This window comes from Robiginitalea marina (assembly GCF_024006985.1).
Taxonomy (GTDB): Bacteria; Bacteroidota; Bacteroidia; order Flavobacteriales; family Flavobacteriaceae; genus Robiginitalea; species Robiginitalea marina.
In genome coordinates this window covers 125,678-139,394 of the sequence record NZ_JAMXIB010000001.1, presented here as the reverse complement: position 1 = coordinate 139,394, position 13,717 = coordinate 125,678, and the positions used below count along the sequence as shown (strand labels likewise).

Here is a 13,717-nt window from a genome sequence, read left to right as displayed (position 1 = left end):
TTGAGTGAAAATATTATTTAGTGCTTATGAATTCAATTATTTCTCTTGCGCGGTTTTTGACATCAAAATTTCTTGAAAATTCCCTTGCGTTTTGTGACATTGCGCTCAGGGTTTGCGGATCTGATAAAATTTCAGTTATTGAAGATCTTAGGGCAGAAATATTAAATGGATCTATTAGAATAGAAAAAGAATCATCACATTGGTCCCTGACCTCGGGTATGTCAGATGAAATAATTGGCAAGCCACAAGCCATTGCTTCAACAATTGCGTTGCAGGAACCTTCCTTTGAAGTGGGCAAAACAAATAAATCAGCGCTCGACAGTAACTCCGGCACAACTTCGGAATGAACCTCTCCCTTAAAAACAATATTATCTCCAATAGGATTCTGGGAACCACTCCCAACAAAAATTAGATTTATATCTGTCAGGTTTCGAACAGCTTCTAAAAGCCGAAGAGGTCCTTTATGCTCTATTAAGCGTCCAACGAATATCAATATTTTTTTATTCTTCGGAAAACCAAATTTGTTCCGCATTTCGATCTTATCCCTAGGATAGTAAATATCAAGATTTACGGCATTCGGTTTTAATAATATTTTTTCCGCCGCTACCCCAAATGAAGCAAGCTTGTCCCTAAGCTTCGCAGAAACGGCAATAAAACCTTGGACGTTAGAAATTATCCTTTTGAAATAGTTGGAATTGAAGAAGGCAACTGAAGCATCAATATTACTTTCTCCAATTGCACCAAAAATGGGCTTATTATATTCGGACAGAGCTTCGACTGCAATTATAGCATTTGTGATAAAGTGTGCGTAAACAACATCAAATTCTATGTTTTTTTTCCGGACGGTTCTCTTAACTGCCAATACTTGTCCTCTTTGTGAGTATTTATAGGTATTAAAATTTCCAATTCTTTTCGCTGATGCAGAGAAATATTTTGGCCTGTATACTTCACATAGTTCGGTTCCATAAGTGGATTTTTTTTGGTTCCCTTTGCTTAATCCAATTTTGGTAGGAGATATTACAGATATCTCATGTCCTAACTTTGCAAATTCCTGAACGAGTTTGTAAACAAAAACCCCATGAGAGGGATATTTGTTAGACGGATAATTATTCGATATTACTAAAATCTTCATCCTACTCTAACCTTTTTTGAATTCACCGAATCTTGTTTAATAAGAATAGTTGAACCGATTAGAATTGCGAAAAAAAACCAAAATAGAATTTTTCCAATGCCACCTCCTGCCTTAGCCATATTAAATAATATAATAATCAAAATTACCATGTATACAGTTTGACCTGTGAATTGATAACTTTTATACAAGTCCCTAAATAATCTCACCAAAAAAAGCATGAAGAAAATAAATCCAATTATTCCCGTGGAAATCAAAACATAAAAAAACACATTATGAGGATCAATGTATCGTCCTGAATAAATGTACATTTCAGGTAATACTCCAGAAAAACCAACACCAATTAAAACATTATTTTCAATTATATCTATTGCACCTTTCCATAAATCATTTCTTCCCGTGTCTCCCTTTTCGATTGTATTAAGCATCCTTTGTTTTAAAACAGGATTGTTATCTAAACTTTGGGATATAAAGAAAAATGAAGCGGAAATACCGATGACAACTAATATTATTTTCTGAATAAGTCCTGACTTTTTGAAATATATCAAAATAGTTGTGCCAAGCAAAAGCGACAATAAGGCCCCTCTGGAAGCAGACAAGATAACCAGGCTAACAAATGGAACACTTAAGATTGAACTTATTAGTAAATTCCTTAATGAAAATTTAACATCTAGTAGTCGGGCGAGAACAATTAGAAAGGCTATAGCTGCTTTCATTCCTATCATATTAGGATTCTCGCCAAATAATAACAAACGACCATGTTCATAGGATGTTCCTGCACCAATGGTTGCCAAAATAAACATCAAAAGTACGCTTCCCAAATACGCATTTAAAACTCTGCTAATTAAAGTTGGATTGGAGCGTATATGATTTGCAATTAATCCCATAAGTATGATTAAAAGCAATACGCGGTAATTGTAAGCCTCCTTAAGTTCTTCGGCATAACCACTGTGAAGTGCTGTTGAAACCAATCCAACGTAAATAAACAGTAATAAGGGAATTAGATATCTGTTTATAAACTTAAAATTAAAGTTATATCCCAATAAGGGAATCCATGTAAGAAAGTAAAATGCACTAGCTATATAAGTGACAGAATAGCTCCCTGCGAGTTTAAAAGGATCCCAGTTCTCAAAGGTTACAGAAAAAACCAAGAGAAGCAGAAAAAAATTGTTAGCATATTTAATTAAACTCATCTCCTTATGAACAATTGAGCCCTTCTATCATCCAGTCTTGAAAAGAAACCTTATCATGATGCCAATTTAAATCGGCATCCCAGTAACCAGGACAATCCAAATACGCCTTGGGGTTAAAAGCAAAAGAAATCTCAATGATTTTTGGTTCATTATTTTGGTCATAAACGAAGTCATAAGCCATACTTTGGAAATTGAGCTTATTGCTAACCTCAAAAGCGATCTTGAGACATCGTTCGTCGAACAATTCCTTATCATAATAAAAAAGTCCACTACCAGAAGCTCTAAAATCATTATCCCTTACCATTCTTTTTAAAGCAAAAGCTTTTTGTCCAATTATTACGATACGTTGATCGTATTTGTTATCAGGCATGAACTCTTGAAAGTAAAGGTATCCCTTTTCTCTTGTTGACATATTTTTAAACGGGGTACCTATAAAAATCCTGATCGCTCCTTTTATTAAACCGAGTAAACTCTCTTTGCCCAGTTTGTATTTTCTGTGTCTTTCTTTAAGAATAGAAACCATGTCCAACATTGGGAACCCTTTGCCAAAGGCCGTATTAGCTAATTTTCTAGCATGAGTTTTATTTTTACATAGAACAACATTCTTAGAACCGGAACCCTTACGCAATTTAAATACCTTCGGAAAAGTGGTGGTTTCTATCCATTTTAATGCTGTCTTTTTATCATAAAAGACAAATGACTTAACTAAGGGCGCCCCAATTGATTCTAACAAATACTTCTGCGCTACTTTATCGTCATAGTGCCATAAAGTGGAGTAATTTGGAAAAACTTGAATACCTATGTTTTCAAGAGATTTAACCAAATATTTTGACATTATCTGATCTTTATAATTAAAGTTATTGACGTTCCACAACAAACAGGTACAGCCAACTAATTGATCCAAAATATCGCTATCGTAACAGGATACCACTTTGAAAGGCAAGTTTTTCTCCTCGCAGTATTCTTTCCACCGAACACTAAAATTGTTTCCCTGTTCAAAATGTATTGCAATCATAAAAATTAATTGTTTTTGTCATTAAAGGTTAGAACTGAATAGCTCTTAAATATTATTATACTTTATGTAATTTTTCGAAATTTGATTCGTTCATTTCTAATGATTTCAACGCTAAGCTATGATAAAAATCGAAATTACATTTGCTTTGATATATTAAATGGCCAAAGGGTAAAACAAACAGGTTTAAATGATTAACATTTATCCCCAAAGCCAAGGGATTTCAGTTCTTGTTGAAAACGGCTAAATTTAAGTTCTTTATTATAACCGGTTTAATATGAATTGCCTACATCTCTGCAACGACCTCATGGGAAGCAAAGTCCACGAAAACCTGTATTCTCATTTGGCACAGGAAAGCGTGAAGCAAACCCTCTATTACCCGCTAAGGAAACACGCTCATTCTAAAGTGGAGGCGTGGGAAAGTCCTTTGAAACGCCAAATGGTCTTCTCTGGCGTACTAAAAGAGTATCATCGGATTTTTTTCCGGCAAAAAATCAAGTTCCTTTTCCGAGATATACAAAGCAAAGTTTCTTTAACTGACTTTACCCTGGTCCATGCCACCACCCTCTTCAGTGATGGAGCACTGGCTCTGAAAATTTTCAGAAAATATCGCATCCCATATATTGTAGCCGTACGCGGAACAGACATTAATCTTTTTCTAAAATACCGAAAGGACCTTAATAGCCTTGCCCGGGAAATCCTTAGGGAAGCCAAACAAGTGGTTTTCATTAGTGAGTCCTTGAGAAATAATTTTTTCAGTACCCCCCTTATACAAAAACTTGAAGGCGAGCTGAAAGGGAAGTGCAGGGTAATTCCCAACGGTCTTGATGCCTATTGGATAGAAAACGCAAATCCACGGAAAAAGCAAACTCCTCCCACTAACATTCTTTACATCGGAAAGTTTAACACCAACAAAAACGTTTTGTTATTGCTACAGGCCTTTTTATCGCTAAAGGAAAACTTTCCGGAATTGCGAATTAACCTGGTGGGAAAAGGGGGTTCCCAGGAACCTGAAATTAAAAAATTGGCCCGGGAACATAAGGAATCTATAACATTTCATGGTCCCATCTATGATCAGGAAAAGTTAAGGCAGATGTTCCGGGAAAATCACATCTTTGCAATGGTTTCCAAGGGGGAGACTTTTGGCCTAGTCTATGTGGAAGCCCTTACCCAGGGATTACCCATCGTATTTACCCAAAATCAGGGCATCGATGGGACCTTTAAAGAAAAGGTGGGGGAAGCCGCAGATCCAAGATCGAAGGAATCTATAAAGAAAGGATTGCAGGCCGTTGTGGAGAATTACCCTGAGTATCACACGGAAAACCTTGATTTTTCAAGGTTTTCCTGGCCCCTGATTGCGAAGCAGTATATGGATCTTTATAAAGATGCCACAAGCAAATAGCCTTATGAAAATACTGTATATCCACCAATACTTCACTACCCCCAAACAAAGCGGGGGTACCCGTTCTTACTGGATCAGCCAGGAACTGATAAGTCGCGGATACGAGGTCACCATGCTCAGCGCCGACCGCAAGGGGGAAACTGGGAAAAGCAAAGCCATGATGTCCGTGGATGGGATAGACGTGATATACCTCCGGGTACCCTACAGCCAGAAAATGGGGGTGCTGCAGCGACTTTGGTCTTTCCTTCGGTTTATGGTTCGCTCCACGTGGATTGCGCTAAGGGAAAAGGACGTGGACCTGATCATTGCCACTTCGACACCCTTAACCATAGGGTTTCCCGCCTGGGTTGCAAAAAAGATCAAGGGAACACCCTTCCTTTTTGAAGTCCGGGATCTTTGGCCCGAGGTTCCAATACAAATGGGTGCCCTGAATAACAAATGGGCCCGGAAGGTGGCCATTTGGTTCGAAAAAACACTCTATAAAAATGCTGTACACATAGTCGCCCTTTCCCCTGGTATGTATGATGGAGTCCTCCGCCATAATATTCCCACGGAAAAGGTGTCGATGATTCCGAATATGTCCAAAATTGACATCTTTTTCAGAAGGCCCAAGGATAAGGAACTAATAAAAAGACTTAACCTGAAGGAAGATTCCTTTAAAGTCGTTTATTTTGGAGCCATGGGCCTGGCCAATGGGATGGATTATATCATTGATGCCCTGTTGCACCTTAAAGACAGGGAAGATATGGAATTTCTCTTCATGGGTGGTGGGGCCACCGAAGGGGTGCTTAAAGACAAGTGCAGGGATCTTGGTATAGAGAACGCCTTCTTTTTAGGGGGGTTTCCCCTGAAAGAACTTTCCGAAATCGTGAACCTGTGCGATGTTTCCCTGGTTACCTTTGCCAACATCCCCATCCTGGCCACGAATTCCCCCAATAAACTGTTTGACTCCCTTTCTGCAGGCAAACCGGTAATTGTCAATTCCCCGGGCTGGACTAAGGAAATGGTGGAAAAGCACGACTGTGGCTTCTTTGTCAACCCTGAAGATCCAATGGACCTGGCAAGGAAAATTGTATACCTTAAAGAAAACCCGGACATCAGTGAACGAATGGGGCGAAATTCGAGAACACTGGCGGAAACAACCTATGATAAATCAATTTTATGTAAGGAATTTGCTGACCAGGTAGATGGCATTTTTTCAAATCTCAAATAAGTACGGGAACAAAACAGAATGCCAAGAATGTGCCCGAATTTTTTTGCAAGGTAGTTTCCGTGATGGGTTAATTCGTCAGGGGAATTACAAACAACGTTTTAACGAGAATATTCGCAACTCGAAAGATTCGCCTTTCAGGTTCAACAGGAAATTTAGAATTTCGACTGTGATTTTTTGACAATAAATAAAATTCCATCGCTCCATGTACATAAGTATTGTAAAACGCATAGGCGACCTCTTTGCCTCCCTGGTGTTACTTGTCCTCTTTTCCCCATTAATCCTGGGGATTACCCTGTTGTTGAGCATTGCAAATGGGGGTAAACCGTTTTTCCTGCAAAAACGGCCCGGTAAAGATGGAAAGATTTTTACCATTATTAAGTTCAAAACCATGAACGATAAAAAAGATGCAGACGGGAATTTATTGCCCGATATGCAGCGCATTACTAAAATCGGAGGATTTGTCAGAAATTATTCCCTCGATGAGTTGATGCAGTTGGTCAATGTGTTTGTGGGTGACATGTCAATGGTAGGGCCAAGGCCTTTGCTGGTTGCCTATTTGCCGCTTTATAACCAAGAACAGGCGCGCCGGCACGAGGTGAAACCGGGGATCACGGGATGGGCCCAGGTCAACGGTCGCAATGCGATCAGTTGGGAAGAAAAGTTTGAGCTCGATGTTTGGTATGTGGATCATGTCAGTTTTGTTACAGACTTTAAAATTTTGTGGAAAACCGTGGAAAAAGTATTTAAACGGGAAGGGGTTTCTGCCAGTGAAGCGCACACGATGCCCATGTTCACGGGAACTCCAGATTAATGTAGCCCTATGTTAAAAGTAATTGAGGACGAAATTACCTGGCGCCAAATTATTCAGGGCTTTAGCCTTTATGATTTCTACCATACCTGGGATTACCACAAAATTTCCAAAAAAGAAGGGGAAACCCCCCTGTTAATTTACTTTGAGCAGGGAAATACGGCCATCGCTCTGCCCTTCCTGAAGCGCCGTATTGCCCAAACCGGGTATTTTGACCTCACCAGTGTATATGGGTATGCCGGGCCCCTTTCGCGAAACCTAGATGCCCATTTTGACAACAGTACTTTCAGGGAGGCCTTGCTGGAGTTGTTGGAGGCTTGCAAGATTATCAGTGTGTTTTCTCGCCTAAATCCGTTTATATCCTTTCAGGATACTGTTTTGGATAGGATCGGAGAAATCCACCACCTGGGACCCATTGTCAATATAGACCTTACAAAGAACGAAGAAGATCAATGGCTGGCTTATTCGAAAACCACCAAGAGGTATGTAAACCGCCTAAGGCGCCTCTGTCACGTGGTATCGGTGAGTTCCGGAGGGGAAGTTTCCCGGTTTATCGACCTATATTATGAGACCATGAAACGGGTGGAGGCAGAGCCGGATTATTTTTTTGAAGAGGCCTATTTTTTTGGTTTAATGGAAAGTAGAGAATTTCAGTGCGACCTTATGATTGCAAAATTGCGGGATACGGATGAAATCATTTCCGGTGCACTGATGATCAAAACCAGGGATATCGTCCAATACCACCTCTCGGGAACCCGGAGTGAATACCTTAATTTAACACCCTTAAGGCTTTTGATTGATGAAACCCGGATTAGGGCCATGGAGGAAGGTTACCGCTTTTTTAATCTGGGGGGGGGCCTGGGGAGCCAGGAAGATTCGCTGTTTTACTTCAAATCTTCCTTCTCAAAAGACTTCAGGAGCTTTTCTGTCTGGAAGTATATTGTAAATGAAGCAGTTTACCTGGACCTTTGTGAACAAAGAAAATCAGAAATCGAAGATCCGGCGCATTTTGAGGAAAGCGGGTATTTCCCCTTATATCGGTTCAAATCCTGATTCCCCATGGTCACTATTCACAGCAACCCCTTCACCTCCCCAGAATTCAGGCAAAAGTTTGTTGCGCATTTTGTGGGAAACGAACCCGTTATTGATACCGGGTTTCTTAGCGGTATCTCCTTTTACAGGCACCCCAAGTTCCCCTACTACCTGAATCTCGGCCGAAACCTGACCAAAGGGATGAACTATACCCTGTCTGGTGTCGATGGCACCGGCAAGCCAATGGATGACGAGGTATTTTTGATTTATGATGTCCCCGAATATTTTGCCCAGAAGCTGAGCCCATTGCCAGCCAATGTGGGTTTGCACAGGGTACGCCAGTATCCGGGATACCTGATTTCTCTGGAGTCCTATCCGGATTATGACGCCTACTTCAAAAACTTCTTCAGCCGAAATACCCGCTATAAGTTGCGGAAATATGCCAAGCGCTTGGAGCAAAGTTTTGAGGTTTCCTACGCTATGCACTGCGGGCCCATCGAAAGGGAGGCTTACGACCAACTATTCCTTAAATTCCGGGAGTTGCTGGAAAAACGCTTTGGGGAAAAACAAATCCGAAACAATAACCTGGAAGCGGAAGAATGGGCTTTTTACCAGGAGGTCGCTTATGAGATGATCCAAAGCAACCAGGCTTGCCTTTTTGTAATTTATGCCCACGATGAACCGATCTCCATTACGCTAAACTATTTCGGTTCCGGGGTAATGTTCAATGCCATTACCGTTTTCGATACTGATTTCAGCAAATTTCATGTTGGCACCATTGCCATTATGAAACAGCTGGAGTGGTGCTACCAAAACGGCATTAAAATCTTTGATTTTTCAAAAGGGCATTACGACTATAAAAGCGATTGGGCGACCCATCCCTACAGGTTTGAATACCATATTTTCTACAACAAAAAATCCCTGAAATCCCGTACGACCGCCTGGTTGCTGAAGGAATTTTTAACACTGAAACAGTTTCTCAGGGACAGGAATTTGAATGAACGCTATAACAAACTCCTCTTTAAGCTCAGGGGATATCATCGAACAGCTCCCAGGGCGGAGGGAAAGGAACCCTTGCTAACGGAACTGGAATCTATGCCGGGGTTGGATCAATGGGGTAAAATTGATATGAATGATGCAAAGTATCGCCACCTGAAAAAACATCTGAATTCCTTTCTGTTCCTAACACAGGAACACCTCTCTGGGGTAACGGTGTTCAAAGATCGGGCCGGAGAGAAATACATCTTTCAGGGCCAATCCACCATCCAAAAGCTTTGCTTTTTGTGATTTTTAACCGTTAACCTCCTCTAAGTTTTGCAAAACAACTTTGTTTTCTCGGTTTACACCCTCCAGGAATTACCTGTATTCTATGATTCCCTTTCCTACCAGGTGGGATCATTCGAGAAATCAATGCCGGTAGTCGGGGAAAAGGGTACCCTTGATTTAAAAGGACCCACGATGGTTTACGAAGATATCCCGGACTATTTCCAGGTTGGCTTAAAAGAATTGCCAAAATCCATTGGGTTCAAAAAAATAAAGCAATACCCGGGGTTCCGCATAGATTTTAAGGATGTGGAAAGCCTGGATGGCTATCTTGCGGCCCGCTTTGGCAAAAGTAGCCGGTATAAGCTCAGGCGGGCAGTAAAAAAACTGGAATCTTGTTTTGAGATATCTTATCGCATGTATTTTGGGGAGATGACCCGCCAGGAATACGATTTTGTTTTTGAGGAATTTTACCGCCTTCTGGAAATCCGGTCCCACGAAAAAGGAATAAAAAACAATCGCAACCTGAAAACCAAACATTGGTACTACGAGCAGGTTTACCCCATGATCCTGGAAAAAAAAGCTTCGTTCTATGTCATTTTTGACCGGGGGATCCCAATTGACATTTGCCTTAATTTCCATCTTTACAATGTACTCTTCCAGTTCATCCGAACCTATGACATCTGTTATTCCAAATTCAACACCGGATACATCAACTTAATGAATCAAATAACCTGGTGCCTCGAAAATGGAGTCGCGTCCATAAGCTTTTCCAAGGGTGATTTTTATTGGAAACGCAGGTGGTGCAATAGCGTGTATAACTACAATTATCACATTTTTTATCAAAGGAACTCTCTGCGCGCTGCCTTAACGACCCACGCCTTCCTTTTTATTCTGTGGCTCAGGCAATGGCTTAGGGAAAAAGGAATCATTAACCGGTATCACCAATTCAGGGACACGTACCTGATAAAACCTTCCGGGCTCTCTACAGCCGGTAAGATTGAGGGTATCTACGATCCTGAGGAGGGCCAGGAGGCAGGGGCTGAAATAGATTACCGGCTTCCGGAATTTACCGTCCTCAGAAGGGCAATCTATGAGTATCTCTTTGAAACGGAGGATACCGAAAAATGCCTCAACGTATTTCGGTTAAAAAAGTCCCCACAGCACTATTTGGTTAAAGGGATGAAATCGGATAAAATCTTCAGGATTATCCCTTAAGTGGAGAAGCTTCAACTATAAAATAATTTTCATAAATTCGGGGACCCCCCCAGCTTTTTGCCCGTCCCTTCTCTTCACCAGTGTAGGTTCGGACCTTTTTCCGCCGAGAGATGTCATAAGAAATATCGTTTTTCTATCTTCTTGGATATCGGAAATGGTAAAGCCCTATCTGCCAGAAGAAAGATGCGAACAGTAGTAAATCGTTTTTATGGGGTTTTCATCAGAATATTCTCAGTACATGAATCGGCTGGGGTATTTTTGAATCCTTTCGAATCACAATTAAATATAAGTAAAATTCATGTCGGACGACAACCCATTCAATACAGGGTATTATTGTGAAACCGAACTGCGTACTTTCGGGTTCAAAGCAGTAGGCAGGAATGTCAGGATTGCCAAAAATTGCACCATAGCAGGGCTGCATAACATCAGTATTGGGGACAATGTAATCATTGATGCCTTCTGCTCCATCATTGCCACGGGGGGGGAATTAAAACTTGGGACATATATCCACATCGGCGCTTTTTGTCACCTGCTGGCCAATGACGGCATTGAAATAAAAGACTTTAGTGGCCTTTCCCAGGGGGTTAAAATCTACAGCAAAACAGATGATTATTCGGGAAATTCTTTAACTAACCCCACCATCCCTTCCAAATACAAAAAATTGAAAGCGGGGAAAGTCCTGATTGGGGAACACGTGATCATCGGGGCCAACAGCATTGTCTTGCCCAATTTAACCATTGGGGACGGGGTGGCCGTGGGTGCCTTATCTTTGGTATCTACTAGCCTAAGTGAATGGAATCTGTATTTTGGCAATCCATTAAAACGGGTGGCCCCCAGATCGCGGAACCTGCTAGCTAAGAAAGACGACTTTCTCAAGGCCACAGGGGAAAGATCATAAACCCGGTTGGCATGTGGAAACAATGGGATTTGTCGTAGGAATCCAACATCATAGGGGTTAGCCGCCCGAAAGGTTCTGCCAAAAGGCTTTTTAGATCGTTCAACTTTTTCTATCAAAAACCCGTTCTATTGTTCTAAATCCGGCCCGGGTACCGCATAACGTAAAAAAATCCAATTTCAACGAAATCCGCAGGAATCCAGCCTTTGGGAAAATTTTAAGAAGTAGTTTTACCCCACAATAAAGATTTAAAATTCTGACTTAACCACATAATTTAATTCATCGCACAATGATCACTGCTGTTGACACCAAAAACAAAGTAAAAGAGTACATTATCAAAAATACGCTGGCCAATGTATCCCAAATCGAGGATGATACCCTGATCTTCGAAACCGGCCTGCTCGACTCCATGGGACTGTTGTTTCTCATTGAGTTCCTCAAGGAAGAATTTGGGGTGGAAACCCACGACGAGGAACTGGTGGTAGAGAATTTCGAGTCCATTAACAGCATTGTTGCTTTCCTGGAAAGCAAAAGGTAACTGTCACCGACCTTTATAATCCATGTGCGGAATAGCCGGGTTTTATCAGTTTCAGGCTTCCACAGAAGCCCAGAGCGAGGTGTTGTGCAGGATGCTAACCCGGATCCGCCATCGGGGCCCGGACGAAAGCGGCATCTACCTGGATGAGCACCTCGGGCTGGGCAGCGTGCGCCTGAGCATCATCGACCTGAGTTCCGGGACCATGCCGCTCTCCAATGAAGATGGCCGGTACTGGATCGTCTTTAATGGTGAGATCTTCAACTACCTCGAGCTAAAGGCGGACCTGGAAAAGAAAGGCCACCGTTTTCGCACGCATTCAGATACGGAAGTTATTGTCCACCTCTATGAAGAATATGGGCCCGACTTCCTGAGCCGGTTAAACGGGCAATTTGCCATCGCCATCTGGGACCGGGTCTCGCGGGAACTGTTCCTGGCCCGCGACCGGGTGGGCATCCGCCCCCTGTTTTACGCGGAAGTGGGGCAATCCTTCGTGTTCGGCTCCGAGATCAAGGCCCTGATGGAATTTCCAGGTTTGGACCTAAAGTTATCACCCCGGGCGCTGCGCCAATACTTTACGTTCTGGACGGCCCTTAGCCCGGATACGGCCTTCGAAGGGGTCCGCGAATTGCCGCCGGGGCACTATCTTGTCTGCAATGCGAAAGGCGTTACCGTGCGGAGGTTCTGGGAAACACCCCTGACCAGGCCGGATGCCTATCGGTTTCAACGGGCCGAAGAAGCCGCGGAAGCCTTCGAGGCTGTTTTTGAAGATGCGGTGCGCCTACGCCTGCGGGCAGACGTTCCCGTGGCCGCCTACCTGAGCGGGGGCATCGATTCCAGCGTAACCACCTCATTCATCAAAAAAATATCCCCGGGCAACCTAAAGACCTTTTCAATCGGGTTTTCCGAAAAGGATTTTGATGAATCGGACTATCAGAACCTGGCGGTTTCCTATTTCCAGACCGAACACGCCGCGATCCAGTGCCGCCCCGAAGACATCGCTGCAAATTTTGCCAAAGTGGTATGGCATAGCGAAGCCCCTTTGCTGCGCACCGCCCCTACCCCAATGATGCTTCTGGCCGGCAACGTGCGGGCACACAACATCAAAGTGGTGATTACCGGGGAAGGCGCCGACGAACTCCTGGGCGGTTACAACATTTTCAAGGAAGCCAAAATCCGGAATTTCTGGGCCAAAGACCCGGATTCGCGCCTGAGGCCCCTGTTGCTGAAAAAGCTGTACCCGTACCTGCCGCAGATGAAATCGGCGAACAACAACGCCCTGAAGCTCTTTTTCGGCTATCGCCTGGGCGATACGGCCCATCCGCTCTACTCCCACTTGCTGCGGTGGAACAATACGTCGCGAATTGGGAATTATCTGACATCCGAATACCAGGAGGCCACGGCAGGGTATTCCCCTTTGGAAGCTCTTGAAAAAAGCGTGGGCGGCCAGCTGGACGGATACGATTACCTGGCCAAAGCGCAGTGGGTGGAACAAAACCTCTTTATGTCGGGGTACTTGCTTTCTTCCCAGGGCGACCGCATGGGGATGGCACAATCCATAGAGGGGCGCTACCCCTTCCTGGACCACCGGGTGATCGACTTGTGCATGAGCCTCCACCCCGACCTGAAGCTCCATGGCCTGAACGAGAAATTTTTATTAAAAAAACTGATGAAGGGCCGCCTGCCCGACGCCATCCTGAACCGCCCCAAACAAGCCTACCGGGCCCCAATCCGGTCGGTTTTTGTTTCGGAAAAGGACTTGGCCTATCCGGAATACCTGAATGCGGAGGGAATCCGCTCCGCGGGTATTTTCAACCCGGAACACACAGACCGATTGCTGGATAAGATGCGGACCGGCCAGCGCATTTCGGAAGTCGACAACATGGCCCTGACGGCAGTCCTTTCGACGCAAATGCTCCACGACCAGTTTGTGAACCGGAAAAACATCCCCCTGGAGGCAGCCGAATGGCTGGTCCCCGACAAAATCGTAATCGAAAATAAGGTAATATCAACGTAA

General features: G+C 43.3%; 12 protein-coding genes. 9 read left to right on the top strand and 3 right to left on the bottom strand.

Translation table 11 applies throughout. The features are described from left to right. Positions 1–13: 13 nt before the first annotated feature. From NG653_RS00575 to NG653_RS00565, 3 genes are read right to left on the bottom strand one after another with little or no spacing between them, the layout of a single operon-like run. A complete protein-coding gene (locus NG653_RS00575) occupies positions 14–1,132 on the bottom strand; it encodes a glycosyltransferase family 4 protein (RefSeq protein ID WP_252739708.1) in 1,119 nt (372 codons plus the stop codon). Then, on the bottom strand, positions 1,129–2,322 hold the full coding sequence (locus tag NG653_RS00570) for an O-antigen ligase family protein (RefSeq protein WP_252739707.1): 1,194 nt from the start codon (positions 2,320–2,322) through the stop codon (positions 1,129–1,131). The genes NG653_RS00575 and NG653_RS00570 overlap by 4 nt, the downstream gene beginning before the upstream one ends. A 4-nt stretch (positions 2,323–2,326) precedes the next feature. After that, a complete protein-coding gene (locus tag NG653_RS00565; RefSeq protein ID WP_252739706.1) occupies positions 2,327–3,337 on the bottom strand; it encodes an ATP-grasp domain-containing protein in 1,011 nt (336 codons plus the stop codon). A 274-nt stretch (positions 3,338–3,611) separates the two neighbouring features. Between NG653_RS00565 and NG653_RS00560 the strand changes: the two genes are divergently transcribed. The 9 genes from NG653_RS00560 to asnB all read left to right on the top strand — a co-directional run bounded on the left by NG653_RS00560 (position 3,612) and on the right by asnB (position 13,717). Next, positions 3,612–4,736, top strand: a complete 1,125-nt coding sequence (locus NG653_RS00560) for a glycosyltransferase family 4 protein (protein WP_370281061.1) — start codon at positions 3,612–3,614, stop codon at positions 4,734–4,736. A 4-nt stretch (positions 4,737–4,740) separates the two neighbouring features. Then, positions 4,741–5,949, top strand: coding sequence for a glycosyltransferase family 4 protein (locus NG653_RS00555; protein ID WP_252739704.1), 1,209 nt, complete (start codon positions 4,741–4,743; stop codon positions 5,947–5,949). A gap of 202 nt (positions 5,950–6,151) precedes the next feature. After that, positions 6,152–6,760, top strand: a complete 609-nt coding sequence (locus tag NG653_RS00550; protein WP_252739703.1) for a sugar transferase — start codon at positions 6,152–6,154, stop codon at positions 6,758–6,760. Between the two features lie 9 nt (positions 6,761–6,769). Next, positions 6,770–7,810 (top strand): peptidoglycan bridge formation glycyltransferase FemA/FemB family protein, encoded by a 1,041-nt coding sequence (locus NG653_RS00545; RefSeq protein ID WP_252739702.1) that lies wholly within the window; start codon positions 6,770–6,772, stop codon positions 7,808–7,810. 6 nt (positions 7,811–7,816) lie between these two features. After that, complete coding sequence (locus tag NG653_RS00540) at positions 7,817–9,076, top strand: GNAT family N-acetyltransferase (RefSeq protein WP_252739701.1); 1,260 nt, start codon at positions 7,817–7,819, stop codon at positions 9,074–9,076. 171 nt (positions 9,077–9,247) lie between these two features. Then, a complete protein-coding gene (locus tag NG653_RS00535; RefSeq protein ID WP_252739700.1) occupies positions 9,248–10,270 on the top strand; it encodes a GNAT family N-acetyltransferase in 1,023 nt (340 codons plus the stop codon). Between the two features lie 298 nt (positions 10,271–10,568). After that, positions 10,569–11,168 carry an acyltransferase gene (locus NG653_RS00530; RefSeq protein WP_252739699.1) on the top strand — a complete coding sequence of 200 codons (600 nt, stop codon included), beginning with the start codon at positions 10,569–10,571 and terminating at the stop codon, positions 11,166–11,168. Between the two features lie 286 nt (positions 11,169–11,454). Next, the gene (locus NG653_RS00525; RefSeq protein ID WP_252739698.1) at positions 11,455–11,703 is read left to right on the top strand and encodes an acyl carrier protein; all 249 of its coding nucleotides are present in this window, start codon (positions 11,455–11,457) and stop codon (positions 11,701–11,703) included. 22 nt (positions 11,704–11,725) lie between these two features. Further along, positions 11,726–13,717 carry an asparagine synthase (glutamine-hydrolyzing) gene (asnB, locus tag NG653_RS00520; protein ID WP_252739697.1) on the top strand — a complete coding sequence of 664 codons (1,992 nt, stop codon included), beginning with the start codon at positions 11,726–11,728 and terminating at the stop codon, positions 13,715–13,717.